Here is a 26,023-nt window from a genome sequence, read left to right as displayed (position 1 = left end):
CCACTGCTGTCCGGTTTAATTTTCTGGACTGGGTGCACGGTGTTGATTCTACTCGTGTTCAGACGTTGGCGCGTCTTCCGGACACGACAGGGGGCAACACCGTGCGGCATCACAATAGCGTTTTCCACGATGTCCTGAAGCAGGTTCCGTGGGGCGTGTTCGAGCGGCTGGTGGAAGAACACGCGGCGGACAAGCACGTGCGGCGGCTGTCGACGAAGAGCCAGTTCATCGCGCTCCTCTACGGGCAGCTTGCCGGGGCGGTGAGCCTGCGCGAGACCGTCGAGGGGCTCGCGAGCCATGCCGCCCGCCTCTACCATGTGGGCGCCAGGCCGGCGGCGCGCTCGACGCTGGCCGACGCCAACGCCCGGCGGCCGAGCGCGGTGTTCGGGCTGGCTGTTCGGCGGGCTGTTCGCCGCCATTCTCGCCCAGGCGCAGCGGGGCCTGCGCCGGAAGCTGGGCGAGGCCGTCTACCTGATCGATTCGACGGGCCTGCGGCTGCGCGGGGCGGGCAGCGACTGGGCCCGCTTCTCGGCCCATGCCTGCGGCGCCTCCCTCCTCGCCGTCATCGCCGGACGATCCGGCGATCCACGCCGTTCCCCGCCGGGCTGTCGACACGACAGGGCATGACGACGGAGAAGGTCGCCCGAGCCGGGCCTTCCCACGAGGGAAAGGGACAGGCATCTCCCTCGTCCCGGCGCCCGCAACGCCCGTCCGCCCTGGTTCCGGGCTGCCTCGGCGGAAGCGCCAGGTCCCGGCCCCGCTCCGGCGCCGGCGGAGGGGCTAGGCGTCGCCCTCGGCCGGCGTCCAGCCGGGCGGCGCCAGCTCGAAGCCCGCGAAATGGAAGCCGGGCGAGACCGTGCAGCCGACGAGGCTCCACGCGCCGAGGCTCTCCGCCGACTGCCAGGCGTCCGCCGGCACCACCGCCTGCGGCACGTGGCCGGAGGCGAAGTCGGGCCCGAGCGTGACGATCATGCGCCCCGTCCCGGACGAGGTCTGGAGCCGGAGCGGCGCGCCGGCATAGAAGTGCCAGATCTCCGCCGCGTCGACGCGGTGCCAGTGCGAGATCTCGCCGGCGGCGAGGAGATAGTAGATCGCGGTCGCATGCGAGCGGTCGCCGTGGCCGCCGGGATCCCGGAACGTCTCGCGGTAGTGCCCGCCCTCCGGATGGGGCGCCAGGCCGAGAAGCCGGACGATCTCGGCCGCCGTCGTCGCGTCCGCTGTGCGGCCCGGCACGTCAGAACCGGTCCTTGCGCCGGCGGATCTCGGCGAAGACCGCCGCCGGGTCGGCGCCGTTCATGTCGACCGCCGCCATGACGAGCGGGCTGTCGGCGCGCAGGAACGGATTCGTGGCGATCTCGCGCGCGATCGTGGTCGGCAGCGTCACCTCGCCGTTCTCACGCAGCCGCTCGACCTCGCGCAGGCGCTCGGAGACCTCGGTGTTGCTCGGGTCGACCGTCGCCGCGAAGCGGGCGTTGGCGAGCGTATATTCGTGGCCGCAATAGACGGTGGTGTCCGGCGGCAGCGCCCTCAGCTTCAGGAGCGAGGCCCACATCATCTCCGGCGTGCCTTCGATCACGCGGCCGCAGCCCATCGCGAAGATGGTGTCGCCCGCGAAGGCGAGCTTCTCCTCCGGCAGGTAATAGGTGACGTGGTCGAGCGTGTGGCCGGGCGTTCCGATCACCTCGACCGGGGTGCCGCCGAAGGTGAAGCGGTCGCCCTCGGAGACCGTGCGGTCGTAGAGCCCCGTCTCCGCGGCGCTCGCGGCCGGGCCGATCACCTCGGCCGAATAGGCCTCCTTCAGCGCGGGGATTCCCTCGATATGGTCGAGGTGCTTGTGCGTGACGAGGATGTGGGTGAGGCGCCAGCCGCGGCTTTCCAGCACCTTGGCGATGGCGTCGCTGTCCGGCGCGTCGATCGCGGCCGTGGCGCCGCTCGCCGGATCGTGGACGAGGACGCAGAAATTGTCCGAGCGGCCGATGAACTGCGCGATCTCGAGGGCCATGCGTCTCTCTCCTTGCCTTCCGGAACCGGTGCTCCCGCGGGTTTATAGGAGAGCGCGGCGCGGATTCGTAGACCCGGAGGCTGACGAAACGCCCTCGACCGATCCGGCTCCCCATGGATAATGCCGGCCGGCGAAGACGCAGGCCGGGGAAGCCGATGTATCTCGATGTCATCGAGCTCAGAGACTTCTACAGCACGCTGCTCGGCGCGGTGGTCGTCCGCCAGGTGGGTCCCTGCCTCGCCGCGCTCGGCGGCCCGCAGCCGAGCGACCGCGTGCTCGGCTTCGGCTTCGCGACGCCGTTCCTCGGGCCGCTCCGCGGCAGGGCGGAGCGGGTCCTCGCCTTCATGCCGGCCGGCCAGGGCGTGCTGCAATGGCCGGCGGACGGACCGTCCGCGACGGCGCTGGTGCACGAGGACCAGCTGCCGCTCGCCGATTCGAGCCTCGACTGGGTCTATCTCGTCCATGCGCTCGAAATGTCGCAGCGGCCGGAGGTCCTGATGGAGGAGGTGCGGCGGGTGCTGGCGCCCGGCGGGCGGGTCGTCGCCGTCGTTCCGAACCGGCAGGGCCCGTGGGCGAGATCGGACCGCTCGCCCTTCGGCTTCGGCCGGCCCTATTCGAGGGGCCAGGTGAAGCGGCTCTTCTTCGCCGCCGGCTTCGAAGCCGACCGGTGGCGGACCGCGCTGCACGTGCCGCCGGCCCGGTCGCGGTCGCTCATCCGTGCCGCTGCCGCGCTCGACCGCGTCGGCGCGGAACTGTGGCCGGCCTTTTCCGGGGTCATCTGCGTGCGCGCGATGAAGCAGACCGGGCACGTGGCCGCACTCCGCAGGCGCCGGGCGCTGGCGCCGAGCTTCTCGCCGGCGCTCAATCCGAATGCGGGCGTCGTCGGGCGCTCAGCGCTTTGAGAGCACGAACACCGCCTGCTCGCCGATGATGTTCCAGACCGGCCAGGGCGCGCGCTCGCTGAGGGCTCGCCCGCGCCCGTAGAGCGCGACCGCCGCCTCGATCCCCGCGCCGGTCTCCTCGGTGAGCGCCAGGAAGTCGTAGATCGTGCAGAAATGGATGTTCGGCGTGTTGTACCAGCGGTAGGGCAGGTTCTCCGTGATCGGCATCCGGCCGTTGAGGAGGAGCTTGGCCCGGATCCGCCAGTGCCCGAAATTCGGGAACGAGACGATCGCCTTCCGCCCGATCCGGAGAAGGTTCTCGAGCACGGTGCGGGGATTGTGGGTCGCCTGCAGGGTCTGGCTCAGGATCGCGAAGTCGAAGCTCTGGTCGGGATAGGTGGCGAGGTCGTGGTCGGCGTCGCCCTGCACCACGGAGAGCCCGCGGCCGACGGCCTCGTTCACGCCCTTCTGCGACAGCTCGATCCCGCGCCCGTCGACGCCCTTCTCGGTCTCCAGCCGGAGCAGCAGCTCGCCGTCGCCGCAGCCGACGTCGAGCACGCGCGCACCAGGCGCGACGAAGCCGGCCACCACGTCGAGGTCGACGCGGTCCGGATCGGCGCGCATCGTGGCGCCGGGAAATTCGCTCATAGGCCCCTCCGCCGCGCGGCGCCGGCGATGAAGCCCGAGATCGTGGCGAACATTTCGGGCTCCTCCAGAAGGAAGGAATCGTGGCCCTTGTCGGTCTCGACCTCGACGAAGGAGACGTTCGCCCCGGCGGCGTTGAGCGCGTGCACGATGGTGCGGTTCTCCGACGTGGGGAACAGCCAGTCGGACGTGAACGACATCACGCAGAACCGGGTCTTCGTCCCGCGGAAGGCGTTCGCGAGCGTGCCGTCATAGTCGGCGGCGAGGTCGAAATAGTCCATCGCCCGGGTCATGTAGAGATAGGAGTTCGCGTCGAAGCGGTCGACGAAGGTCATGCCCTGGTGGCGGAGATAGGATTCGATCTGGAAGTCGGCGTCGAAGCCGAACGTGATGGCGAGCCTGTCCTGGAGGTTCCGCCCGAACTTGCGGTGGAGCGCCTCGTCGGAGAGATAGGTGATGTGCGCCGCCATGCGCGCCACGGCGAGGCCCTTGCGCGGGGTGCGGCCGAGCGCGAGGTAGTTGCCGCCCGACCAGTCGGGATCCGCCATGATGGCCTGCCGGCCGACCTCGTGGAAGGCGATGTTCTGCGAGGAATGCCGCGCGGCGGTCGCGATCGGTACGGCCGCGAAGACGCGCTCCGGATAGCTCGCGGCCCATTGCAGCACCTGCATGCCGCCCATGGAGCCGCCGACGACGGCGAACAGCGTGTCGATGCCGAGCCGGTCGACGAGCATCGCCTGCGCACGCACCATGTCGCGGATGGTGACGACGGGGAAGGAGAGGGCGTACGGCTCGCCGCTCGCCGGATCGAACGATGCCGGGCCGGTCGTCCCCATGCAGCCGCCGAGCACGTTCGTGCAGATGACGAAGAAGCGGTCGGTGTCGATCGGCCGTCCCGGCCCGACCATCAGCGACCACCAGCCACCCTTTCCGGTGATCGGGTGAATGTTGGCGACGTGCTGATCGCCCGTCAGCGCATGGCAGACGAGGACGGCGTTCGACTTCTCGGCGTTGAGCGTGCCGTAGGTCTGGTAGGCGATCTGGAACGAGGCGAGGGAGGCGCCGCCGTCGAGCGCGAGCGGCTGATCGGCTTCGAACAGGGCGACCCGGCTCGAGGGCGATTGCGTTTCCGCCCTGCGCAGCTCAGCCGTCGCGTTCACCGTGTGATCTATCGCGCTCATAGGGTTCCGCCCTTGGGCTGCTGGCTTTGGGAGCCATTCACACGCGTGTCAAGGGCGGAGAGGAAACCGGCCAGCTCCGTCGCGGAGCTGGCCGTCATCGGCGGGTCTAGAGCGCGATCTTGCCGCCGCCCTGCCTGGTGATCGCCACCACCGAGGGGCGGACCGGCATGTCGTCGCGGAAGTCCGGCCAGCGGGTGGAGAGATCCTCGTAGTAGGAGGGACGGCCGAAGCCTTCCCAGTCGTCTCCGCCATCGGCCGGGTGCTGGACCGCGACGAACATCGAGGCCATGTCCGGCAGGAGCAGCGGGCCGCACATTTCCGCGCCGACCGGCACGCGGTAGAAGAGCTTCGACGTGCCGCGCGCCGGGCCGTCCGTGTCGACCGCCCAGACGCCGTCCGTCCTGCCGGTCTCCTTCGGCGAATTGCCGTCGGTGGCGACCCAGAGCCGCCCGGCCGCGTCGACCGCGCAATTGTCGGGCATGCCGAACCAGCCGTTCTTCGTGGTCTCCGTCGAGAAGGACGCCCCGACCTCGGCGACGCTCGGATCGCCGCACTTCAGGAGGATCTCCCAGGTGCCCTCGGTCGCGGCGAAGTCGTCGCCCGCCTCGGTGATCTCGATGATGTGGCCGAACGCGTTCTTGGCGCGCGGGTTGGCGGCATCGACCTGGTCGTCCTTGCGGCGCGTATTGTTGGTCAGCATGACGTAGACCTTGCCGTTGACGCCGTTCGGCTGGATGTCCTCGGGACGGTCCATCTTCGTCGCGCCGAGCAGGTCGCCGGCGCGGCGCGACTCGATCATCACGTCGGCCTGGCTCGCGAAGCCGTTCTCCGCGGTGAGCGGGCCCTGGCCCTGCACGAGCGGCAGCCAGGTCACCGTGCCGTCCGCGCCGAACTTCGCCACGTAGAGCGTGCCGTCGGCGAGGAGGTCCATGTTGGCGGCGCGGTCGTCCGGGTTGTAGGTTCCCGCGGTCACGAACTTGTAGACGTAGTCGAAGCGCTCGTCGTCGCCGAGATAGAAGACGACGCGGCCGTCCTTCGCGACGATCGATTCGGCGCCCTCGTGCTTGAAGCGGCCGAGCGCCGTGCGCTTCTTCGGAACCGAGTTCGGATCGAACGGATCGACCTCGACGATCCAGCCGAACCGGTTCGGCTCGTTCGGCTCCTTCGAGACGTCAAAGCGGTCGTAGAAGCTCGCCCAGTCATAGGCGCCGTCGGGCACGCCGACGCGCTTGTAATTCGCCGCCTCGGCGTGGCCGGCCGGCAGTTCGCCGCTGAAATAGCCGTGGAAGTTCTCCTCGGCCATGACATAGGTGCCCCACGGCGTGACGCCGCCGGCGCAATTGTTGACCGTTCCGAGCACGCGGCGGCCGGTCGGATCGGCCGTCGTCTGGAGCCGGGCATGGCCGGCGGCCGGGCCGGTGATCTCCATCTCGGTGTCGGCGGTGATGCGGCGGTTGTAGGGCGAATCCTTCACGATCCGCCACTTGCCGTCGACCTTGCGGATCTCGACGATCGTTCCGCCATGGGCGGCCATCTCGACATCGACCCGTTCCTTGGTGGCCGGCGCGATCTTCGGCTTGCCCTCGACGATCGTGACGATCCCCGGGAACATCAGGTGCTCGTTGGTGTATTCATGGTTCACAACGAGCAGGCCGTGCTCGGACGAACCCTCGAGCGGGATGTAGCCGACATAGTCGTTGTTGTAGCCGAACTGGCGGCGCTGCTTCTCGGCGGTCTGCGCGGTCGGGTCGAATTCCGGTGCGTCCGGGAAGAGCGGATCGCCCCAGCGCAGGAGCACGTCGGCGTCATAGCCCTCGGCGACGTGATGGTCGGCGTCGACGCCCGCCTCGATCTCGGTGAACGAGAACGCCGAACCCTCGGCCGCATCGGCGCGCGCGGCGGTCATCAGAGCGAGCGGGCTGACGGTCGCGGAGATCGCCGAGACGGCGAGGGCGCCCTTCAACAGGCCGCGGCGGGAGAAGCGCGCGCTGATGATCTCGCCCATGGTCGGATTGTCGGTCGGATTGCGCGGCGCGCCTTCCGCCTCCTCCAGGAGGCTGGTCCGGAAGCCGGACGGTTGCACGTGTTCGTTCATGGCGGGCACCCCAAAACCTGAATGTCTGACTCCACTTTGTTTGGAGCCATTCTAAAGTGGCTAGGGCCGGCCCATGACAGGACGATTGCAGAAGAATGACAGTTGGGTGCGGGGTTCGGAAGAGCGGCCGGCGGTACGAAGCATGCCGGGCGGCAGGTCTCCGGCGGCGCGCGGGCTCCGGCGCTGTCTGCTCCCGGCTTCGACCATGCGCGACCGCCCGCTTCGGCCGGCCCGTGCACCTTCCCGCGCGACTCTTCCTTTGCCTTCGCACGAGCGCGCCGCTATCAACGCCCATCCTTCCGACGCCAGCCAAGCCCAGGACCGCCCATGGACAGGCAAGCCCCTGATCCGCTTCAGCTCATCCGTCGCCGCATCGATGCGGCCGACGCCGAAATCCATCGGCTGCTGATGGAGCGCGCCGCGGTCATCGACGAGCTGATCCACGTGAAGGGGACGAGCATGCCGGGTGCCGCCTTCCGGCCCGACCGGGAGGCCGACATGATGCGCCGCCTCGTGGCGCGGCATTCCGGCGTGCTGCCTCTGGCGAGCGTCGAGCATATCTGGCGCGAGCTCATCTCCACCTTCACGGCCATGCAGGCGCCCTATGGGGTGGTGACGCCGCCGGGCGACGACCCGCTGGCGCTCCGCGACCTCGTGCGCTTCTATTTCGGCTTCCACGTGCCCGTGCATGTCGCGCCGGACGTCGCCGCCGCGCTCGCCGACGTGGCGCGGGAGGGCCGGGACCTCGCGGTCGTGCCGCTTGCGACCAGGGGACGATGGTGGGCGGGACTGATCGATCCCGACGCGCCGAAGATCTTCGCCAGATTGCCCTTCCTCGAAATGCCGGATCGCCCGGCCGCCCTCCCGGCCTATGTGGCCGGCCCGCCGCTCACCCAGAAGCTCGAACCCGACATCCGCCTCCTCGTCCTCAAGGCGAACGCCGAGGCGTCGGCCTTCCTCGCTTATGTCGGCGGACGGATCGCCGGCGAGGCGGAGGGCGAGTTCCTCGCCGAGATTCCCGGCGACGAGCGGATTTCCGACTTTCCCGATTTCGCGGCCTCGCCGGCGGTCGGCGGCTTCGCCGCCCCGATCCGCGTCGGCTCCCTGGAGGCCGCGGCCGATTCCGGAAGAGCAGGACATGAGTGAACAGCTCCGCCCCCAGCCGCGGCCCGGTGTGCTCCAGATCGCGGCCTACGTTCCGGGCGACGACCGCAGCGCCGCGGCCAGGGTCTTCAAGCTCTCGTCGAACGAGACCCCGCTCGGGCCGAGCCCGCGCGCGATCGAGGCCTATCGCGCCAATGCCGAGCATCTCCACGTCTATCCGGAGGGGTCCTCCCGCATCCTGCGCGATGCGATCGCCGCTGCGAACGGGCTCAACCCGGCGCGGATCGTGTGCGGGAACGGCTCGGACGAGCTCCTGACGCTGATCGCGCAGACCTATCTGGAGCCGGGCGACGAGGCGGTCTACAGCCAGCACGGCTTCCTGGTGTACCGCATCGCGATCCTCGCCGCCGGCGGGGTTCCGGTGGTCGCGCCGGAACGCGACGAGACGGCCGACGTGGACGCGATCCTGGCGGCCGTCACGCCGCGGACGAAGATCGTCTACCTCGCCAATCCGAACAATCCGACCGGCACCTATCTCCCCTTCAGCGAGGTGAAGCGGCTCCATGCGGGGCTGCCGGGCCGCGTTCTCCTCGTGCTCGACGCGGCCTATGCCGAATATGTCCGCCGGAACGACTATTCGAGCGGGCTCGAGCTTGCCGCCGAGGCCGACAACGTCGTCATGACCCGCACCTTCTCGAAGATCTTCGGGCTCGCCAATCTGCGGCTGGGCTGGGCCTACGGACCGCTCCACGTCGTCGACGCGCTGAACCGCACGCGCGGACCGTTCAACGTCACGGGGCCGGCGCTCGCGGCCGGGACCGCGGCGGTCTCCGACCGGGCGCATATCGAGGCGGCGGTCGACCACAATGCGCGGTGGCTCGAATGGCTCACGCGGGAGATCGCCGGCCTCGGCCTGCGGGTGACCCCGAGCGTCGGCAATTTCGTCCTGATCCACTTTCCGGAGGAGCCTGCCGCGGGTGCGCCCGAGGCGGACCGGTTCCTCCGCGAGCGGGGCTACGTGCTCCGGCGGGTCGCGGGCTACGGGCTTCCGCACGCGCTCCGGATGACGGTCGGCAGCGAGGAGGCCAATCGCGGCGTGGTGGCGGCGCTCGCGGACTTCCTCGGCAGGGCGTGACGATGGAGGTCAAGTTCGAGCGCCTGGCCCTGATCGGGATCGGGCTGATCGGCTCGTCGATCGCCCGCGCGGCGCGCCGCTCCGGGATAGTGGGGGAGATCGCCATCCAGAGCCGGCGCGCGGAGACGGTCGAGACGGCGCGCCGTCTCGCGCTCGGCGACGCCTATACCACCGACCCGGCCGAGGCGGTGCGCGGCGCTGACCTCGTGATCGTCTGCGTGCCGGTCGGCGCCTGCGAGGACGTGGCGAGGGCGATCGGGCCCGCGCTCGCCGAGGGCGCGCTCGTCAGCGACGTCGGCTCGGTCAAGGCCTCGATCATCCGGCAGATGCAGCCGCACCTGCCGGCGCACGTCCATTTCGTGCCGGCCCACCCGGTCGCCGGCACCGAGCATTCCGGTCCCGAGGCGGGCTTCGCCGAACTGTTCCGGAACCGCTGGTGCATCCTGACGCCGGCGCCCGAGGCCGATCGCGCCGCCGTCGCGCGGCTGCGCGCCTTCTGGGAGGCGTTCGGCGCCTATGTCGAGGAGATGCCGGCTGAGCATCACGACATGGTGCTCGCCATCACGAGCCACGTCCCGCACCTGATCGCCTACAACATCGTCGGCACCGCCGCCCATCTGGAGGAGGTGACGCAGTCGGAGGTGATGAAGTTCGCCGCCGGCGGCTTCCGCGACTTCACGCGCATCGCCGCGTCGGACCCGACGATGTGGCGCGACGTCTTCCTCAACAACAGGGAGGCGGTGCTGGAGATGCTTGCCCGCTTCAACGAGGACCTGACAGCGCTGCAGCGCGCGATCCGCTGGGGCGACGGCGACACCTTGTTCGAGCTCTTCGCGCGCACCCGCGCCATCCGCCGCGGCATCATCGAGGCGGGGCAGGAAGTGGAGGCGCCCGATTTCGGGCGGGGGCAGCTCGCCGCGGATCCGCATAAGGCGTGAGGCATGGCCCCGGCCGTCCTCTATGCGCGCGAGACCGGGCTCGGGGTGGCGGAGTTCCGGCAGATTCTCGTGGACTCGGGGCTTTCCGCGATCCGCCCCGTCGATGACGAGGAGCGGCTCGCGGCGATGCTCGCCGGCGCGAACTTCGCCGTTACCGCGCGCCTCGACCGCCCCGGCCGTCCGCTCGTGGGCCTCGCCCGCGGCGTCACCGACTTCGCCTGGTGCTGCTACCTCTCCGAACTCGCGGTCTCGCCCGCCGCCCAGGGACTTGGGATCGGGAGGGGCCTCCTCGTCGAGGCCCGGCGCCGGCTCGGGCCGGGGGTTGCGCTGATCCTCGCCTCCGTGCCCGAGGCCGTCGGGTTCTACGAGCGCGTCGGCATGGAGAGGGTGGCGGACGCCTTCTGGTACCGCCGCCAGCGATAGCGCCCGCCCGGGCGGACGGTCCGCCTCACCAGAGCGGCGGCAGCCGGCCGGCCGAGAACATCGCGATCGAGAGCTTTCCCTGGTCGACCACGAGGTCCACCTCCCGCACCGGCTTGCCGTCCCGCTCGCCCGCCCGGCCGAAGGCGAGGAGCCCGGCGACCACCGCGTTCGCGAAGCCGCGAAGCTCCTGCGGAAGGGAGGCCACGGCCTGGGGCAGCTTGTCGACCTCCGCCACCGAAAGCGTGAGCTTCCCGTTGGCCACGCCTCCCGCCGTCACCTGGAGCGCGCCGCGCACCACCGCGTCGAGATCGGGAGAGGCGAGCGCGAGCCGCAGGTCCGGGATCTCCAGGCCTTCCAGCCTCGGGTCGAATCCGCCGGAAAGCAGCGCGGCGGGCGCCGCCCCGATCCGGGCGGAGAGGTCGATGTCGAGGGCCGGGAATTCCTTTCCCCCGGCCTGGACGGAAGCCGACGCGGCGTGAGCGGTGAGGCTGGCGTCCGGCGGGACGAGCGCGTCGGCGGGTGCGATCCGCGCCGTCAGTGCGCCGATCCGGACGGCCATGCCCTTCCAGCCCGTCGAAACGCCCGATGCGGCAAGGCTCGCCTCGTCGCCCCGCAGCCCGACCCGGCCGGTCGCCTCCTCCCAGTCGAGCGCGACGGGCGCGGCGAGGCCGCGGGCCTTGATCTCGGCCGGTGCCGAGAAGGCGAGGGCGACCGCGCGCGGATCGTAGACGCCGAGGCTTGCGCGCACGCCCGCGACGGCCGCCGTCAGGCCGCGGGCGCCGTCCTGCAGGCCCGCATGATCGCAATGGACGCTCAGCCGGAACGGAAATCCTGCGATCGACCGCTCGCCGCAGGCGATCGCGACGCCTCCTTGGGGCGCGGCAATGGCCTTGGCGACGGCCGTCTCCAGCCGGCCTGCCAGGACATGCCAGGCCAGCGACCAGAGCCCGGCGAGGACGAGGAGCACGAGGAGGGCAAGGAGCACGATGCGGCGCATGCGGTCCGGATAGAGCCTGGTTGCGGCGGGCGCGTGGCGCTGCTACGCGAGCCCGCTTTCGAGGAAGGCTATGAACGATCTCTGGGTGTTCGGATACGGCTCGCTCACCTGGCGCCCGGGATTTCCCTACCTGGAATCGCGGCCGGCGAGGCTCGCGGGGGCGCATCGCGGCCTCTGCGTCTATTCATGGGTCCATCGCGGGACGCCGGAGCGGCCGGGTCTCGTTCTCGGGCTCGACCGGGGCGGCACTTGCCGCGGGGTCGCCTTCCGGGTGGCGGCGGCGGAGCGCGACGAGGTCGTCGCCTATCTCAGGGCGCGCGAGCAGGTCACCAACGTCTATCTGGAGCGAATCCGGACGGCGGTGTTCGACGACGGCGGCAGCACGGAGGCGCTGACCTATGTCGTCGACCGCGGGCATGAGCAATATGCCGGCCATCTCGACGAGGAGACCGAGTTCGCGATCGTCAGGGGCGCCGAGGGGCGCTCGGGCCGGAACGCGGAATACGTGATCAACACCGCGCTCCACCTCGCGGCGATCGGGATCCCCGACCGCCGTCTCTCCTCGCTCGCCGCCCGGCTCGGTGCCGAGGAGCGGCTCGACACGGATCAGGCCGCGTCCGACACGCCGTCCGGAACGAGGTCCTGAGCGATCCGGTCGCGCTCGGCTTCGTCGCCGGCGAGGAGGTGGACGAAGAGCGCTTGCCCCGGCGGGCGGAGGGGAGGCGCCGTGTCGGCGCGGCCGAGCCAGCGGATCGCCTCGCCTTCCGCCAGCAGCGCGAGCGCACCTTCGAAGTTCGTGCCGTCCTCGACGCGCGTGAAGAGATAGCGCCGGCCGGACCGCCCGGTCCAATAGCGATAGCGGCCGCCAAGGCCGGCTTCGCGGGCGATCTGGGGCAGGCTGGAGCGTTGCTTCATCGGAGGCATGTCCGCGTTCGGAACATACCTAGAACATGATAAGCCTGTGGACAAGTCGCGCCCGGCCTGCCGGGATTGGCGCTCTTTCCGCCGGGTTGGTCAGCTTCCCGCCTGCGGTTCGGCCACGATGTCCTCCGCGGCGAGGGAGGGATCGCGGTCGAGCGCGCCCTGGACGAGCATCCTGGTCTCAGTCTCGAGCCGCTCCTTCAGCGTCCGGCCGAACACGTCGCTCTCCAGTCCCGGCGGGATGGCGGGCAGGCAGGCAAGCGTGATCGTGCCCTTGCGGTGAACCATGGAGCGCCGCGGCCAGAACAGGCCGGAATTGAGCGCCACCGGCAGGCAGGGAACGCCGAGCGACCGGTAGAGGTGGACCACGCCGTAGCGGTACGCGGGGGGCGCGAGCGGCGGCCGGCGCGTGCCCTCCGGGAAGATGATGATCTGCCGCCCCTCGGCCACCGCCTTCCTGGCGCCCTCCGTCATCGCGGCGAGCGCCTTGGTCCGCTTGCCGCGGTCGACCGGAATCTGCCCGAACTTCCAGAGGTACCACCCGAAGAGCGGGATCCAGAGCAGCTCGCGCTTGAGCACGAAGGTCGGCCGCTCGAAGAGGCCGACGAGGCGCAGCGTCTCCCACGCGGACTGGTGCTTGGCCGCGACGAGAAGCGCGCCGGAGGGGATGTTCTCGCGGCCCCTGATCTCCTCGCTGACGCCGCAGATCACGCGGTGAAGCCAAAGGCTAGAGGCCGCCCAGACGTGGACGACGGGCCAGCCGAACCGTTCCGGCAGCAGCAGGACCGGCGAGAAGAGAACCGCTTCGACGACGAAGGTGATGTAGAACGCGACGTTGAAGACGATCGAGCGAAACAGCACCGGCGTTCCCTGGTTGCGATTCGGCCCGGCCGCGCAGGACCGGAGAAGCGGGCCGGGTAACGCCCGTCCGGCTCAGGTGAGCCGGGCCACGATATACTTGGTGTACTCGACGAGGAGAAGGCGGAAGGTCGCCGGGTCGGAATACCAGTGGGCGAGCCTTTCGGACTGGACCGGGAACGGCACCAGGCGGACGCGCGGCAGCTCGCGCGACATCTCCGCCAGGCTGCGGGGCATGTGATAGGCGCTGGTGACGACGATCAGCGAATCGTAGCCGCGCTGGCGCGCCCATTCCCCGGCTTCCCGCGCATTCCCCTTCGTGTTGCGGGCGGAATAGCCGATATCCACGCAGCAGCCGAGCAGCGATGCGAGCTCCGGCGTGCGGTCGGCGAGCGCATCGGCGCTGGTCCGCTCGTAGACGCCGGAAATCAGCAGCCGGTCGGCGGAGCCTCTCTGCAGGAGCGCGACCGCATCCGCGATTCGCTGCGGCCCGCCGGTCAGCGCGACGATGCCGTCGGCATGCGGCCGTGCCGGCTCGCGGCTGTTCACCACCTGGTCGGCGAACACCAGGAATCCTCCGACGAACGCCGAGAAGGCGAGGAGGAAGAGGGTCGCTCCGATCCGGATTCCGGCCGCGAACAGCGGCGCACGCGGCCCCGCGGTCGCGGACACGCGGCCGTCTCCCAGGTCGTCAGCCGCCGCCATGACGCCGATCGTGCCACTCATGCCGGGCAGTGTGATGACAACCGCCCAGAAACTCAACCACTTGAATGCTCCAATTCCTTCAGCGTCCGGGTGACCGTCCAGCGCGCCGTCACGGCGATGATGCCGGCGGTGACCAGCACCGTCGCCAGCGCGCCGAGATAGCCCGGCGGACCGACAATCAAACTTCCGAACAGGGTTCTGAGTTGCGCCTCTTCGGGCGTGGAGCCCTGGAATCGGGCGACAAGGCCGGTCGCGAGGAAGGAGCCCGCGGCCAACGCGCCGCCGATGCCGGCTCCCTTGAGGCCGAGAACCAGGAAATGGCGCTGGTACTCGCGCGCGACGTAGCTGTCCTCCGCGCCGATGAAGTGGAGCACCTCGATGACGTCGCGGCTGCCCGCCATGGCGCCGCGGGTGGCGAAGACGACGCAGAGCGCGGTCGCCACCATGACGAGGAGCAGGATGGCGAGGCCGAGCATCATCATCACGTTGGCCATCGAGGAGAGCCGCTTCATCCACAGGCTGTGGTCGTCGAGGCTCGCATTCGGCACCTCCTCGTGGAGCCTGCGTGAAAGTGCCGCGATGTCCGCCCCCGGCGCGATCCTGACGGCGATCAGCCGCGGCACCGGCAGCTCCGAGCGATCGAAGTCGCGGCCGAGCCACGGTTCCAGAAGCTTCGCGGCGTCGGCCTCGCTGATCGGCACCGCGGAGCGGATGCCGGGCACCTGCAGGGCGACGTCGACGGCGCGCGCGACGAGCGCGTCCGTGTCGCCGTCGCTCGCCGGCTTGACCTGGATCGTCACCTCCTCGGCGATCTGGTTCCGCCAGTCATAGGCACGCTCGCTCACGATGCTGACCGCCGCCACGGAAAGGCAGGCAAGGAAGCTCATGATCGCGACGAGCGCGAGGAGCGCCCGGCGGGCGACCGTGCGCGGCGGCACGATCGGGTTGGGCTGCATGGGACGCCGCGGCAGCTCCGGCTCCCGCTCGCCGGGCGCGCGCGCCTGCCCCCTCCGGAGCGGGATCCGGATGCTGCGGATCCGAACCGCGAACGCCGAGCGGATCTCAGTCATGAATCGCGAGATGGCCCGCTTCGAGGATCAGGCGGCGGGCGTCGTACTGATCCATCAGGCCGAGGTCGTGGGTGGCGATGACGACCGAGGTGCCGAGGCGGTTGAGCTCGATGAAGAGCCGGAGGAGCCGCCGCGCGAGCGGCGGATCGACATTGCCCGTCGGCTCGTCGGCGAGGAGGATCTCCGGCCGCGTGATCAGGGCGCGGGCGATCGCCGCCCGCTGCTTTTCCCCGCCCGACAGGACCTGCGGATAAACCCACATCTTCTCGCCGAGGCCGACCCAGTCGAGCAGCTCGGAGACGTCGCGGCGATAGGACGATTCCTCCGTCCCGAGCACGCGGAGCGGCAGCGCGACGTTCTCGAAGGTGGTGAGGTGCTCGAGCAGCCGGAAATCCTGGAACACGATGCCGATCCGGCGGCGCGTGCTCTGCACCTTGTCGCGCCGGATGGTGGCGGCGTCCTGGCCGAAGATCTGGAGGATCCCGCGCGTCGGCCGGAGCGACAGGAACAGAAGTCGCAGGAGCGACGTCTTGCCGGCGCCGGAGGGGCCGGTGACGTATTGGAACGAGCCCGGCGCGATCGAGAAGCTGACGTCCCGGAGCACTTCCGGGCCGAGCCCGTAACGAAGCCCCACGTTCTCGAACCGAATCACGCTCTCGGACGGGTCGATCATCGAGTGTAACAGCAGTGCTCTGGATTAAGGTTACGTTAACGTTACCAGATCACGAATGGAGCGCATTCGGGATCGGGAGCAGCGGTCGTGACCGGGGAGATTTCAGGGTCGGCCAGACGGCCACTGATCATTCTTCGTTGCCCGCGTTGCGGCATACCGGAGCCGGTCGAGGCTGCGGCGCTCGCCGAAGGCGTTCACATGATCGTTTGCCGGAAATGTGGCGAGACATGGCCGGTGCGCGAGACCGACGCACCCCGCGCCGCAGCGTCGCCGGCCGAGAGCGCCGTGCCGCCGCCCGCCGAACGCGCGGCGGAAACGGCCGACGGGCCCGTGCTGGAGGCGGTGCGGCGCCCGCTCGTCGCCTATTCCGGGGGCGGGCACGATCCTTGGGCGGCCAAGATCGCGGCGACTGCGCCGCCGGCGGCCGCCGCACGTGCGCACCACGCCTTCGGCGCCGCCGCGGCGACGCTCGCCGTGGTCTTCGTCGCCGCCTTCCTCCTGGCGCGGCCCGCGATCGTCAGGACCCTGCCCGATCTCGCCGGTCTCTATGCCGCGCTCGGCCTTCCGGTGAACCTCGACCGGCTCGAGCTCGTGGCGGTGACGAGCGAGCGGCGGATCTCGCCCAAGGCGGCGGAGGTCAGGATCGCCGGCACCATCTCCAATCCGGGCGCGGAGGAGGCGCCGGTTCCCGGGCTCGTGGCGACGTTCCGCGATTCCGGGCTCCGGCCGCTCGCGACGCTCAGCCTCGATTCGCCGGTCGCGCGGCTGCCCGCGCATGGTTCGGCCGATTTCCTGTTCAATCTGGCCGATGCGCCGCGACAGGCCCACGACCTCGTTCTACGCTTCGCCCCCTGAAAATCCCTGCCGGAGCGGGAGGTGCTGCGTATGACCGTCGAGGGAAACCCCAAGATCCGATGTCTGTTCACAGCCGAAGCGATCGCCGCGCGGGTCGAGGAGGTGGCGGGCGAGATCGCGGTCAGCGAGCCGCACGACCTCTTGATCGTCGTGGTGCTGAAGGGCGGCTTCGTCTTCGCGGCCGACCTGGCCCGTGCGCTGTCGCGCCAGGGCGTCCGCCTGGAGGTCGAGTTCATCGCCTTGTCGAGCTACGGCTCCGGCCGGCGCTCGAGCGGGGAGGTGAGGGTGCTCCGCGACATCGGCACGGAAGTGTCCGGCCGCGACGTCCTGATCGTGGACGACGTGCTCGATTCCGGGCTCACGCTGAAGTTCGCGCGCGACCTGATGCGCCAGCGCGGCGCCAGGCGCGTCGCCATCGCCGCGCTCATCGACAAGCCGGTCGGCCGGCGGGTCGACATCGAGGGTGATTACGTTGGGTTTACCTGTCCGGATTATTTTGTCGTCGGATACGGCATGGACGCGGGCCACGCCTACCGCGAACTCCCGTTCGTCGGCGTCCTGGAGCCAGAGGGCGGCGACGGCGGGTAAGGAGCATTCGATGCGTATTCTCCTGACGGAAGACGACGAGTCCGTCCGGGCCTTCGTGAGCCGGGCCCTCGAGCTCGACGGGCACAAGGTCGAGACCGCCTGCGACGGTCTCGACGCCCTGGAGCGTCTGCAGGAGAACGACGGCAGATACGATCTGCTCGTGAGCGACGTGAAGATGCCGATGATGGACGGCATCGCGCTCGCCCACAAGGCGGCCCATCTCTGGCCCGGCCTGCCGATCCTGCTGATGACGGGCTTCGCCGACCAGCGCGAGCGGGCGGAGGATCTCGAGCAGGTGATCCGGGACGTGCTCACCAAGCCCTTCACGCTGCAGCAGATCCGCGAGGCGGTGACGGAGGCGGCCGCCCCCGAGGACAAGGCGGCCTGATCGCCGGCCCGCCGCGGCGCGGCCGCGGTCCGCCGGCTGTTGCAGACGCTCCGATCCGATCAAACCTCGCCTACCCGCGTCAGGACCTCCTCCGCGATCGCGAGCGAGGAGGTGAGGCCCGGGCTCTCGATCCCGAAGAGGTTCACCAGGCCGTCGATGCCGTGTGTCTCCATGCCGTCGATGCGGAAGTCGGCGGCGGCCTCATTGGCGTGGACGAGCTTCGGGCGGATGCCGGCATAACCGGGGATCAGCGAATGGTCCGGCAGGCCCGGCCAGTAGCGGCGGATCGCGGCGTAGAAGAGGTCCGCCCGGGCGGGGTCGACGTCGTAGTCGATCGCCTCGATCCATTCCGCATCCGGCCCGAAGCGGGCATTGCCGGCGAGATCGAGCGTCAGATGGACGCCGAGGCTCGCGCTGTTCGGCATCGGATAGACGAGGTGGTTGAACGGCGAGGACGTGCCGAGGCTGAAATAATTGCCCTTGGCATAGCTGATCTTCGGGACGTGCACGGGATCGAGGTCGGCGATCGCCGCTGCGACCTCGGCTGCGCGGAGGCCGGCCGCGTTGACGAGGATGGCGGCCTCGACGACCGTCTCCTCGCCGCCGCCGACGCGGATCCGGAACGTGCCGTCGCTGCTCCGCTCGGCCCCGAGGAAGGGCGCGCGGAACACGATCGTCGCGCCGGAATTCTCCGCGTCGCCCATCAAAGCGAGCATATAGGCGTGGCTGTCGAAGATGCCGGTGGAGGGGGAGATCGCGCCGCCGACGGTCGCGAGCGCGGGCTCGATCACCCGCGCCTCCTCGGCGCCGATCATGCGGATGTCGTCGACGCCGTTCGCCTCGGCCTGGCGGCAGAGCGCCGCCACCTTGGCCATCTCCTCCTCCTCCACCGCGACGAGGAGCTTGCCGCAGCGGCGGTGCGCAATGCCGCGTTCCGCGAGGAAGGCGTAGAGCCGGTGCCGCCCCTCCACGCAGAGCCGCGCCTTGAGGCTGCCTTCGGGATAGTAGATCCCGGCATGGATGACCTCGCTGTTGCGCGAGGAGGTCTCCGTGCCGAACGAATCGGCCTGTTCGACGAGGAGGACCGAGCGGCCGGAAAGCGCCAATGCGCGGGCGGTCGCGAGCCCTATGACGCCCGCGCCGACGACGACCGCATCGAAATCCAGCATGAACCTTCCCCGCCCGGCCTTCGCACCTTTCGGTTCAGCTGCTGACTAAGCCGAACACGCGAGGATGGGAACGGGGAACGGGAGGCGGTCAGCCGGTCGGCGTGCGCTTCGGCAGATCCGACCTGATGCCGAGGAATTCGAGATCGTCCTTTTCCGGCGCGATGCCGAGCTCAAGCGCGTTGGCGACCCGGCGCGAGGCGCCGAAGATCGCGAGGAAGGCCGCGAACCGCTCCATCCCCGCGAACACCAGCGCGAGCGGCGAGGGAACCGTGGGCCGCGAAGACCCGGAATGCGTGAAGGCCATCGATCTGTTCCGTCTGTGTGTGGGGAGCCGGCGCTCAGCCGCGCATCCAGCGCGCAACTTCGGCGTTGCAGAGCTGGCGCTCGACGTCGTCGGTGAGCCGGCCGCCGGAACGCTGCAGGATCGCCTCGACCTCTCGGTCGGCCTGCGCCTGCCGCGCGGCGACGAGGCGCTTCATGATGCGTGCGAAGAAGCCCGGCCGTGCGGCGGGCCGGCGGCTTGTCTCGATGCCGCGGGCGAGCGGCGAATAGGTGGATACCGTGGTCATCTGTCTCTCCGATCAGCGAGTGACGTGGTGCCCCGGACGTTTCCTCGCTCTTGACTGAGCGGAACATATGCGCATGCGCCCCGAATTGAATATGCTGCGCTGCAACGCAGCTATGCGCGCGCTCCGGTCATGCGAGCCATGCGCCTGCCGCTAAGCGCACGCCTTTCCACAGCGAGCCATGCGCTGGGATCATGGCTGCACTGCAGCATTTTTCGTTTGTGCAACGCAGCGAGCCATGCCATCTTGCGCGTGCCCTCATTGGGCGTTTCCTCCCTAGACTTGGGCCGCCGGGCAACCGCGCGGCCCTTTTTCTTTTCGGCTTTGCCTTCGGCCCGGGGCCGGTCAGCGGGCGCGGGCTCAGGCCGCCGCGGCGCGGCCGATTGCCAGGATCCGGCTCGGGCGGGGGCCGTCGGGCGCCGGAAGCCTCCGGCAATGCGCCTCCCCAGCGGCGCATCCTGCGTGTAGAGAGCGGCGGCGACGGAACGATCGCCGGGACGGCGACGGGCGGAGGAGCGCGGATGCGGCTGGACGACTACACGATCGACGTGCTGGTGCAGGGCTTTCCCGGCAAGGCCGTCTGCCATGGCGGCCTCGGCTGGAGCACCGTCGCGCTCCTCCGCGGCGGGTCGCGCACGATCCTCGTCGATGTCGGCGCCTTCGGCATGCGCAAGACCATCCTGGAGCGGCTCGCCCGCCACGGTCTGAAGCCCGAGGACATCACCGACGTCGTGCTCACCCACTGCCATTACGACCATTCGGTGAACTGGGTGACGTTTCCCGCCGCCCGCATCTTCATCGGCGGCGACGAGCTCGACTGGGCGCAGACGGTGCCGTTCGGCCAGACCATCGTGCCGGAGCTCTATGTCCGCGAGCTCGTCGCCTGCGAGCGGCTGGTGCGCGTGAAGGCCGGGGACGTTCCGCTTCCGGGCCTGGTCGCGCATCCGACGCCCGGCCACACGCCGGGGCACCTCGTCTACGTGCTCGAAGGCAGCGCGCACGACGTCATCTTCACCGGCGACGCGGCGAAGAACCGGGCGGAGCTCGTCTGCGGCGAGGCCGATCTCACGATGGACGCCCGCGCCTCCGCCGAATCGATCGCCTTCATCATGGAGCTCTGGCGAAAGCGGCCCGGCACGATCCTCATTCCGGGCCACGACGTGCCGATGGTGCTCGGCGCGGACGGGCCGGACTATATCGACGAGCGCCGGGCCGGGATTAGCGCCTGGTTCGGCGATACGCTGGAGGAGGTGACGGTCTTCGAGTTCGGCTGAGCGCCTGCCGGATCAGCCCTTGCGCGGCGGCACCGCCTCGGTCGGGCCGCCCGCCTCGCGCCAGCCGGAGAAGCCGCCGCCGACATGGGCGACGTCCGCGAGCCCCATGTCCTGCGCCGTCTTCGCGGCAAGCGCCGAGCGCCAGCCGCTGCCGCAATAGAAGAGGAAGCGCCGGTCCTCCGCGAATAGCGGCTTGTGGTAGGGGCTCTCCGGGTCGATCCAGAATTCGAGCATGCCGCGCGGGCAGTGGAAGGCGCCCGGAATGCGGCCCTCGCGCTCGAGCTCGCGGGGATCGCGGAGATCGACGAAGACGGTCCGCCCGCCGTCGCATCCCCCGGAATGGTGCGCGATCGCCGCTTCCGCCGGCACGGTCTCGATCTCGGCGTTCGCCTCCTCGAGGAGCGCCTTGTAGCCCTTCTTCATCCGATCCTCCCGCCGGTCGGCCCGGGCCGGAGCCTACCGGCCACGGGCTCGCGCGGGAAGGGCCGCCTCCGGCGCGCTGCGGCGACCCGGCGCGGGAACCGGGCCCGCCCCGGCCGGTTCAGCCTTCGCGTCCAGGGAGCGACACGATGGCGAAGACCGTTGCCGATTTCATGCTGGAGCGGCTGAGCGCCTGGAACGTGCGCCGGATCTACGGCTATCCGGGCGACGGCATCAACGGCCTCGTCTCGGCCCTCGGCCGCGCCGGCGACCGGTTCGAGTTCGTGCAGGCGCGGCACGAGGAGGCGGCCGCCTTCATGGCCTGCGGGCACGCGAAATATACCGGTGAGCCGGGCGTCTGCCTGGCCACCTCCGGTCCGGGCGCCATCCACCTGCTCAACGGCCTCTACGACGCGAAGCTCGACCGCCAGCCGGTTGTCGCGATCGTCGGGCAGCAGGTGCGCGCCGCGCTCGGCGGCGACTATCAGCAGGAGGTGGATCTCCATTCCCTCTTCAAGGACGTGGCGGCCGAGTACGTCCATACCTGCATGACGCCGGAGCAGGCGCGCCATCTCGTCGACCGCGCCCTCCGCATCGCCGTCTCGCTCAGGACCGTCACCTGCATCATCGTGCCGAACGACGTGCAGGAACTCGATGCCGCCGATCCGCCGCGCGCCCACGGCACCGTCCATTCCGGAATCGGCTACAGCGCCCCGGTCGTCGTGCCGGCGGAGGCGGATCTGCGCCGCGCGGCCGAGGTCCTGAATGCCGGCGAGAAGGTGGCGATCCTCGCCGGTGCCGGCGCGCTGCACGCCACCGACGAGGTGATCGAGGTGGCGGAGGTGCTCGGCGCCGGCATCGCCAAGGCGCTTCTCGGCAAGGCGGCGGTGCCGGACGATCTGCCCTTCGTGACGGGGCAGATGGGGCTCCTCGGCTCCGAGCCGTCAGACTGGATGATGCGCCATTGCGACACGCTGCTGATGGTGGGCTCGCGCTTCCCCTATTCGGAATTCCTGCCGAAGGAAGGACAGGCCCGCGGCGTGCAGGTCGACATCGATCCGAAGATGCTGTCGATCCGCTATCCGATGGAGGTGAACCTCGTCGGGGACAGCGCGGCGACCTTGCGCGCGCTGCGCCCGCTCCTGAAGCCGAGGCGCGACCGGAGCTGGCGGACGGCCATCGAGGACCGGGTCGCGAACTGGTGGGACGTGGTGGAGCGCGGAAGCAGGCTCGATGCGGATCCGATCAACCCGCAGCTCGTCTTCTGGGAGCTGTCGAAGCGGCTGCCGGAGAACGTCATCATCAGCGCCGATTCCGGCTCCGCGGCGAACTGGTTCGCCCGCGCGCTGCGGCTCCGGCGCGGCATGCTCGCCTCGCTGTCCGGCACGCTTGCGACAATGTGCCCGGGCGTGCCCTACGCCACGGCGGCGAAGTTCGCCTTCCCCGACCGGGTCTCCGTCGCGCTCGTCGGCGACGGCGCGATGCAGATGCTCGGAATCAACGGTCTCGTCACCATCGCCAAGTACTGGCGGACCTGGTCGGATCCGCGCCTGGTCGTCGCCGTCCTGAACAACCGCGACCTCAACCAGGTGACGTGGGAGCTGCGCGCCCTCGGCGGCTCGCCGAAGGTGGAGGAGACGCAGGAGCTCCCGGCCTTTCCCTTCGCCCGCTACGCCGAGATGCTGGGCCTCAAGGGCATCCGCGTCGAAGATCCAGAGGCGGTCGGCCCGGCCTGGGATGCGGCGCTCGCCGCCGATCGGCCCTGCGTCATCGATGCGGTCACCGACCCGGACGTGCCGACGCTCCCGCCGCACATCACCCTGCGGCAGGCCACCAACTACGCGAAGGCGCTTGCCAGTGGCGACCCCGACGCGGCCGCCATCGTCTGGCAGACCTTCAAGCACGCAATCCTCTAGGCGTCCCCGGCGTCGGCGTCCGCCGCCGGGCGGAGCCGCTCAGTGCAGCGCCCGCTCCAGCTCGGCCTTCGACATCTTGGAGCGTCCGGGAATGTCCTTCCGCCTCGCCTCGGCATAGAGGTCGGCCTTGCTCCTTCCGTCGGGCCCGCTCGCCTTCCGGCCCTCGGCCGCGTCTCGCGCGGTCTTGCCCTTGCGCTCCTTGGCCTTGGTCTTCTTCAGGTTCTCGCGGTTCTTCCGGGGGCTCTCCTCGTTGGAGGCGCCGGCCTCGTGGAGGGCGATCGCGATCGCCTGCTTCGGGTTCTTCACCTTGCCGCCCTGGCCGCGCTCGAGCTCGCCGTGCTTGAACTCGTGCATCACGCGCTCGACGGTTTGCTTCTGCGCCTTCGATTGCTTCGCCATCGTCCTCTCCCTTTGGCGGATGCGAGGGAACGCGCGGGCGCGGATTGCGTTCGCCGCCGCCGGTTGAAGTTCCGGCGCCCGCGCGCCATCTTGACAGCGAAGGTCCCGATGGGGCTTATGTGCCCGCTCGGCGCGGTCCCCTGGTCCGCGCCCCTATTCGTTTGGGCGGACCCATCCCACGGGACGCCTGCCGGTTCGACTGGAAGAAGCCCGCCGGCCGATGGCCAGGCGGCGCGACGAACAAGAGGAAGAACATGTTCGCAGTCATCAAGACCGGCGGCAAGCAGTATCGCGTTGCCGCCGAGGAGACATTGACGGTCGAGAAGCTCCCCGGCGAGGCCGGCGACGAGCTGACCTTCGACGAAGTGCTGCTGGTCGGCGGCGACGGCGAGCCGAAGGTCGGCGCTCCGCTGGTTGCGGGCGCATCCGTGAAGGCGACGATCGTCGAGCACACGCGCGGGCGCAAGATCATCGTCTTCAAGAAGCGGCGCCGGCAGAATTCGCGCCGCAAGAACGGTCACCGCCAGGACTACACCGTGGTCCGCATCACCGAGATCGCGGCGAACGCGTAATCCCGGGCGAGGAGAGAGAGCATGGCACACAAGAAGGCAGGCGGCTCGTCGCGCAACGGCCGCGATTCCGCGGGCCGGCGCCTCGGCGTCAAGAAGTTCGGCGGCGAGCATGTCGTCCCGGGCAACATCATCGTCCGCCAGCGCGGCACCAAGTGGCACCCGGGCGCCAATGTCGGCCTCGGCAAGGATCACACCATCTTCGCCCTCGTGGAGGGCAAGGTGAGCTTCGCCGCGAAGGCCGGCGGCCGGACCTTCATCTCGGTCGAGCCGGTTCAGGAAGCGGCCGAATAGCGCCACCGCGCGTCAGGCCGCATCGAACGAGGGGGAGCGCGAGCGCTTCCCCTTTTTCTTTTGGTTCGCATGCTCCGGAGGAATCACGTGGTCATCGAGACGGCCCGGCTGCGCCTCGTCCCGCTCGTCCCCGGGCATGCGGGCGCGCTCCATGCGCTCGCGGCCGACTGGGAGATCGTCCGGATGCTCGCACGCATGCCCTGGCCGCTCGCCCTCTCGGACGTGGAGGCCTATGCGGCCGGACACGAGCGGCCGGAGCGGGAGAGCGACGAGTTCGTCCTTCTTGCGGGCGGCGAGGCGGTGGGCGTCGCGGGGGTGAAGCGGCCTGGCTCCGGCGCGCCGCCGCGCATCATGCCGCGGCTCGGCTACTGGATCGGGCGGGCGCACCAGGGCAGGGGCTACGCCACCGAGGCGGTCGCCGCAATCACCCTCTGGGCGTTCGGGCGCTTCCGCGCGGAGCGCGTCGGGGCCGGCGTCTTCCACGACAACGCCGCCTCGCTGCGCGTTCTGGAGAAGCTGGGCTTCCGCGAGGTCCGGCGCTATGAGACGGCCTCGCTCGCCCGCGGCGGCCCGGTGTCCACCATCGACATGAATTTCACGCGGGCGGCGTTCGAAGAAGCACGGCGATGAAGTTCCTCGACCAGGCCAAGGTCTATATCCGCTCCGGCGACGGCGGCGCCGGCGCGGTCTCGTTCCGCCGCGAGAAGTTCATCGAGTTCGGCGGCCCGGACGGCGGCGACGGCGGGCGCGGCGGCGACGTCTGGGCGGAGGCGGTGGACGGCCTCAACACGCTCATCGACTATCGCTACCAGCAGCATTTCAAGGCCAGGACCGGCGGCCACGGCATGGGCCGCAACATGGCGGGCGCGAACGCGCCCGACCTGGTCCTGAAGGTGCCGGCCGGCACCGAGATCCTCGAGGACGACAACGAGACCGTCCTCGCCGATCTCGAGAAGGTCGGCGACCGCGTGCTGCTCGCCCGCGGCGGCAATGGCGGCTTCGGCAACACCCATTTCAAGTCCTCCGTCAACCAGGCGCCGCGCCGGGCCAATCCGGGCCAGGAGGGCGTCGAGAAGTGGATCTGGCTGCGCCTGAAGCTCATCGCCGATATCGGCCTGGTCGGGCTGCCCAATGCCGGCAAGTCGACCTTCCTCGCCCGCGTCACGGCCGCGAAGCCGAAGATCGCCGACTATCCGTTCACGACGCTTCATCCCAATCTCGGCGTCGTCCGGCACAAGGGCCGCGAATTCGTCCTCGCCGACATTCCCGGCCTCATCGAGGGCGCGCATGAGGGCGTCGGAATCGGCGACCGCTTCCTCGGCCATGTCGAGCGCTGCCGGGCGCTCGTCCATCTCGTCCCCGCCGCCGGCGAGACGGCGCCGGCCGAGGCCTACCGGATCGTCCGCGCCGAGCTCGAAGCCTACGGGGCCGGCCTCGAGGAGAAGCCGGAGCTTCTCGTGCTCTCCAAGGCGGACATTGCCGACGCCGAGGCGATCGCCGCGGCGAAGCGCAGCCTGCGGGCGGAGGCCGGGCGCATGCCGCTCGTCGCCTCGGCCGCCACCGGCCAGGGCATCGAGGCCGCGCTCGATGCGTGCCTCGGGCTTCTGGACAATCGGGACGAGGACGAGGGGGCGGAGGGCTCCGGCCGATGGGAGCCGGAGCTATGAGCGCCCGCACGCTCCGCGACCACCGGCGCATCGTCGTCAAGGTCGGCTCCGCGCTTCTCGTCGACCGGCAGCACGGCCTGAAGCGGGACTGGCTTTCCGGGCTCTGCGACGACCTCGCCGCGCTCGCCTCCGGCGGCAAGGACGTCCTCGTCGTCTCCTCCGGCGCGATCGCGCTCGGCCGCGGCGTGCTCGGCCTGCCGAACGGCGCCCTGAAGCTCGACGAGGCGCAGGCGGCGGCGGCGGTCGGCCAGGTGGCGCTCGCCGGCGCCTGGGCGGGCGCCCTCGCGGAG

Annotated in this window: 32 protein-coding genes and 1 pseudogene; 17 read left to right on the top strand and 16 right to left on the bottom strand. The window is 70.2% G+C overall.

The features are described 5' to 3' along the window. Positions 1-101: 101 nt before the first annotated feature. Positions 102-588: pseudogene (locus E4O86_RS15850) on the top strand (DUF4372 domain-containing protein); the annotation flags it as partial. A gap of 192 nt (positions 589-780) precedes the next feature. Here E4O86_RS15850 and E4O86_RS15845 read toward each other — a convergent pair. Together E4O86_RS15845 and gloB are read right to left on the bottom strand one after the other, a co-directional pair. Continuing rightward, positions 781-1,233 (bottom strand): cupin domain-containing protein, encoded by a 453-nt coding sequence (locus tag E4O86_RS15845; protein WP_161141527.1) that lies wholly within the window; start codon positions 1,231-1,233, stop codon positions 781-783. Between the two features lies 1 nt (position 1,234). After that, entirely contained in the window at positions 1,235-2,002 is a 768-nt protein-coding gene (gloB, locus tag E4O86_RS15840; protein ID WP_161141526.1) for a hydroxyacylglutathione hydrolase, read from the bottom strand. 155 nt (positions 2,003-2,157) lie between these two features. On the opposite strand from gloB, the gene E4O86_RS15835 reads away from it, so the two are divergent. Next, positions 2,158-2,904 (top strand): class I SAM-dependent methyltransferase, encoded by a 747-nt coding sequence (locus tag E4O86_RS15835; RefSeq protein WP_161141525.1) that lies wholly within the window; start codon positions 2,158-2,160, stop codon positions 2,902-2,904. Here E4O86_RS15835 and metW read toward each other — a convergent pair. The 3 genes from metW to E4O86_RS15820 form a co-directional block, all read right to left on the bottom strand. Further along, a complete protein-coding gene (gene metW, locus E4O86_RS15830) occupies positions 2,893-3,531 on the bottom strand; it encodes a methionine biosynthesis protein MetW (protein ID WP_205520916.1) in 639 nt (212 codons plus the stop codon). The genes E4O86_RS15835 and metW overlap by 12 nt on opposite strands. After that, positions 3,528-4,709 (bottom strand): homoserine O-acetyltransferase MetX, encoded by a 1,182-nt coding sequence (metX, locus tag E4O86_RS15825; RefSeq protein WP_161141524.1) that lies wholly within the window; start codon positions 4,707-4,709, stop codon positions 3,528-3,530. Before metX ends, metW begins: the two co-directional genes overlap by 4 nt. A gap of 106 nt (positions 4,710-4,815) precedes the next feature. Further along, complete coding sequence (locus E4O86_RS15820) at positions 4,816-6,804, bottom strand: PhoX family protein (RefSeq protein ID WP_161141523.1); 1,989 nt, start codon at positions 6,802-6,804, stop codon at positions 4,816-4,818. Between the two features lie 327 nt (positions 6,805-7,131). Here E4O86_RS15820 and E4O86_RS15815 point away from each other — a divergent pair, with 327 nt between their 5' ends. From E4O86_RS15815 to E4O86_RS15800, 4 genes are read left to right on the top strand one after another with little or no spacing between them, the layout of a single operon-like run. Next, positions 7,132-7,950 carry a chorismate mutase gene (locus E4O86_RS15815; RefSeq protein ID WP_161141522.1) on the top strand — a complete coding sequence of 273 codons (819 nt, stop codon included), beginning with the start codon at positions 7,132-7,134 and terminating at the stop codon, positions 7,948-7,950. After that, a complete protein-coding gene (gene hisC / locus E4O86_RS15810; RefSeq protein WP_161141521.1) occupies positions 7,943-9,043 on the top strand; it encodes a histidinol-phosphate transaminase in 1,101 nt (366 codons plus the stop codon). Before E4O86_RS15815 ends, hisC begins: the two co-directional genes overlap by 8 nt. A gap of 2 nt (positions 9,044-9,045) precedes the next feature. Next, positions 9,046-9,981: a prephenate/arogenate dehydrogenase family protein gene (locus E4O86_RS15805; RefSeq protein WP_161141520.1), complete on the top strand. Its 936-nt coding sequence runs from the start codon at positions 9,046-9,048 to the stop codon at positions 9,979-9,981. 3 nt (positions 9,982-9,984) lie between these two features. Continuing rightward, positions 9,985-10,404 carry a GNAT family N-acetyltransferase gene (locus tag E4O86_RS15800; protein WP_161141519.1) on the top strand — a complete coding sequence of 140 codons (420 nt, stop codon included), beginning with the start codon at positions 9,985-9,987 and terminating at the stop codon, positions 10,402-10,404. Between the two features lie 25 nt (positions 10,405-10,429). Here the strand turns inward: E4O86_RS15800 and E4O86_RS15795 are convergent, their stop codons facing one another. Further along, positions 10,430-11,401: a DUF2125 domain-containing protein gene (locus tag E4O86_RS15795; protein ID WP_161141518.1), complete on the bottom strand. Its 972-nt coding sequence runs from the start codon at positions 11,399-11,401 to the stop codon at positions 10,430-10,432. A 70-nt stretch (positions 11,402-11,471) separates the two neighbouring features. Here E4O86_RS15795 and E4O86_RS15790 point away from each other — a divergent pair, with 70 nt between their 5' ends. Continuing rightward, on the top strand, positions 11,472-12,047 hold the full coding sequence (locus E4O86_RS15790; protein ID WP_161141517.1) for a gamma-glutamylcyclotransferase: 576 nt from the start codon (positions 11,472-11,474) through the stop codon (positions 12,045-12,047). Here the strand turns inward: E4O86_RS15790 and E4O86_RS15785 are convergent. From E4O86_RS15785 to ftsE, 5 genes are all read right to left on the bottom strand, one after another. Next, on the bottom strand, positions 12,008-12,316 hold the full coding sequence (locus E4O86_RS15785) for a hypothetical protein (protein WP_161141516.1): 309 nt from the start codon (positions 12,314-12,316) through the stop codon (positions 12,008-12,010). The genes E4O86_RS15790 and E4O86_RS15785 overlap by 40 nt on opposite strands. 99 nt (positions 12,317-12,415) lie before the next feature. Beyond that, on the bottom strand, positions 12,416-13,183 hold the full coding sequence (locus E4O86_RS15780) for a 1-acyl-sn-glycerol-3-phosphate acyltransferase (RefSeq protein WP_161141515.1): 768 nt from the start codon (positions 13,181-13,183) through the stop codon (positions 12,416-12,418). 72 nt (positions 13,184-13,255) lie between these two features. Then, positions 13,256-13,852 (bottom strand): ElyC/SanA/YdcF family protein, encoded by a 597-nt coding sequence (locus E4O86_RS15775; RefSeq protein WP_161141514.1) that lies wholly within the window; start codon positions 13,850-13,852, stop codon positions 13,256-13,258. Between the two features lie 86 nt (positions 13,853-13,938). After that, positions 13,939-14,841 carry a cell division protein FtsX gene (locus E4O86_RS15770; protein WP_161141513.1) on the bottom strand — a complete coding sequence of 301 codons (903 nt, stop codon included), beginning with the start codon at positions 14,839-14,841 and terminating at the stop codon, positions 13,939-13,941. 106 nt (positions 14,842-14,947) lie between these two features. Continuing rightward, positions 14,948-15,607 (bottom strand): cell division ATP-binding protein FtsE, encoded by a 660-nt coding sequence (gene ftsE / locus E4O86_RS15765; protein WP_161141529.1) that lies wholly within the window; start codon positions 15,605-15,607, stop codon positions 14,948-14,950. Between the two features lie 255 nt (positions 15,608-15,862). On the opposite strand from ftsE, the gene E4O86_RS15760 reads away from it, so the two are divergent. The 3 genes from E4O86_RS15760 to E4O86_RS15750 are packed head-to-tail and all read left to right on the top strand — an operon-like array spanning position 15,863 to position 17,459. Next, the gene (locus E4O86_RS15760; protein WP_161141512.1) at positions 15,863-16,483 is read left to right on the top strand and encodes a hypothetical protein; all 621 of its coding nucleotides are present in this window, start codon (positions 15,863-15,865) and stop codon (positions 16,481-16,483) included. A gap of 30 nt (positions 16,484-16,513) precedes the next feature. Next, complete coding sequence (hpt, locus tag E4O86_RS15755; protein ID WP_161141528.1) at positions 16,514-17,071, top strand: hypoxanthine phosphoribosyltransferase; 558 nt, start codon at positions 16,514-16,516, stop codon at positions 17,069-17,071. Between the two features lie 10 nt (positions 17,072-17,081). After that, positions 17,082-17,459 (top strand): response regulator, encoded by a 378-nt coding sequence (locus tag E4O86_RS15750; RefSeq protein ID WP_161141511.1) that lies wholly within the window; start codon positions 17,082-17,084, stop codon positions 17,457-17,459. A gap of 59 nt (positions 17,460-17,518) precedes the next feature. On the opposite strand, the gene E4O86_RS15745 is transcribed toward E4O86_RS15750, so the two are convergent. From E4O86_RS15745 to E4O86_RS15735, 3 genes are all read right to left on the bottom strand, one after another. Then, positions 17,519-18,628: an NAD(P)/FAD-dependent oxidoreductase gene (locus E4O86_RS15745; protein ID WP_161141510.1), complete on the bottom strand. Its 1,110-nt coding sequence runs from the start codon at positions 18,626-18,628 to the stop codon at positions 17,519-17,521. A gap of 88 nt (positions 18,629-18,716) precedes the next feature. Continuing rightward, entirely contained in the window at positions 18,717-18,932 is a 216-nt protein-coding gene (locus E4O86_RS15740) for a hypothetical protein (RefSeq protein WP_161141509.1), read from the bottom strand. A gap of 34 nt (positions 18,933-18,966) precedes the next feature. Next, the gene (locus tag E4O86_RS15735) at positions 18,967-19,197 is read right to left on the bottom strand and encodes a hypothetical protein (RefSeq protein WP_161141508.1); all 231 of its coding nucleotides are present in this window, start codon (positions 19,195-19,197) and stop codon (positions 18,967-18,969) included. Between the two features lie 518 nt (positions 19,198-19,715). On the opposite strand from E4O86_RS15735, the gene E4O86_RS15730 reads away from it, so the two are divergent. After that, complete coding sequence (locus E4O86_RS15730; RefSeq protein WP_161141507.1) at positions 19,716-20,468, top strand: MBL fold metallo-hydrolase; 753 nt, start codon at positions 19,716-19,718, stop codon at positions 20,466-20,468. A 12-nt stretch (positions 20,469-20,480) separates the two neighbouring features. Here the strand turns inward: E4O86_RS15730 and E4O86_RS15725 are convergent, their stop codons facing one another. Continuing rightward, positions 20,481-20,891, bottom strand: coding sequence for a rhodanese-like domain-containing protein (locus E4O86_RS15725; protein ID WP_161141506.1), 411 nt, complete (start codon positions 20,889-20,891; stop codon positions 20,481-20,483). A gap of 146 nt (positions 20,892-21,037) precedes the next feature. Here E4O86_RS15725 and E4O86_RS15720 point away from each other — a divergent pair, with 146 nt between their 5' ends. Then, positions 21,038-22,804 carry a thiamine pyrophosphate-requiring protein gene (locus E4O86_RS15720; RefSeq protein WP_161141505.1) on the top strand — a complete coding sequence of 589 codons (1,767 nt, stop codon included), beginning with the start codon at positions 21,038-21,040 and terminating at the stop codon, positions 22,802-22,804. 39 nt (positions 22,805-22,843) lie between these two features. Here E4O86_RS15720 and E4O86_RS15715 read toward each other — a convergent pair whose 3' ends face one another. Then, entirely contained in the window at positions 22,844-23,203 is a 360-nt protein-coding gene (locus E4O86_RS15715) for a DUF6496 domain-containing protein (protein ID WP_161141504.1), read from the bottom strand. A 254-nt stretch (positions 23,204-23,457) separates the two neighbouring features. On the opposite strand from E4O86_RS15715, the gene rplU reads away from it, so the two are divergent. The 5 genes from rplU to E4O86_RS15690 form a co-directional block, all read left to right on the top strand. Next, the gene (gene rplU / locus E4O86_RS15710; RefSeq protein ID WP_161141503.1) at positions 23,458-23,775 is read left to right on the top strand and encodes a 50S ribosomal protein L21; all 318 of its coding nucleotides are present in this window, start codon (positions 23,458-23,460) and stop codon (positions 23,773-23,775) included. Positions 23,776-23,796: 21 nt separating this feature from the next. Further along, the gene (rpmA, locus tag E4O86_RS15705; RefSeq protein ID WP_161141502.1) at positions 23,797-24,066 is read left to right on the top strand and encodes a 50S ribosomal protein L27; all 270 of its coding nucleotides are present in this window, start codon (positions 23,797-23,799) and stop codon (positions 24,064-24,066) included. An 87-nt stretch (positions 24,067-24,153) separates the two neighbouring features. Then, on the top strand, positions 24,154-24,696 hold the full coding sequence (locus E4O86_RS15700; RefSeq protein ID WP_161141501.1) for a GNAT family N-acetyltransferase: 543 nt from the start codon (positions 24,154-24,156) through the stop codon (positions 24,694-24,696). Continuing rightward, entirely contained in the window at positions 24,693-25,733 is a 1,041-nt protein-coding gene (gene obgE / locus E4O86_RS15695) for a GTPase ObgE (RefSeq protein WP_161141500.1), read from the top strand. Before E4O86_RS15700 ends, obgE begins: the two co-directional genes overlap by 4 nt. Further along, the coding region (locus tag E4O86_RS15690; RefSeq protein WP_484573213.1) for an amino acid kinase family protein at positions 25,730-26,023 on the top strand (294 nt) is incomplete at its 3' end. The genes obgE and E4O86_RS15690, both read left to right, overlap by 4 nt.

Source organism: Propylenella binzhouense, from assembly GCF_009866965.1.
Taxonomy (GTDB): domain Bacteria; phylum Pseudomonadota; class Alphaproteobacteria; order Rhizobiales; family Afifellaceae; genus Propylenella; species Propylenella binzhouense.
This window is presented reverse-complemented; position numbering and strand designations above follow the sequence as displayed.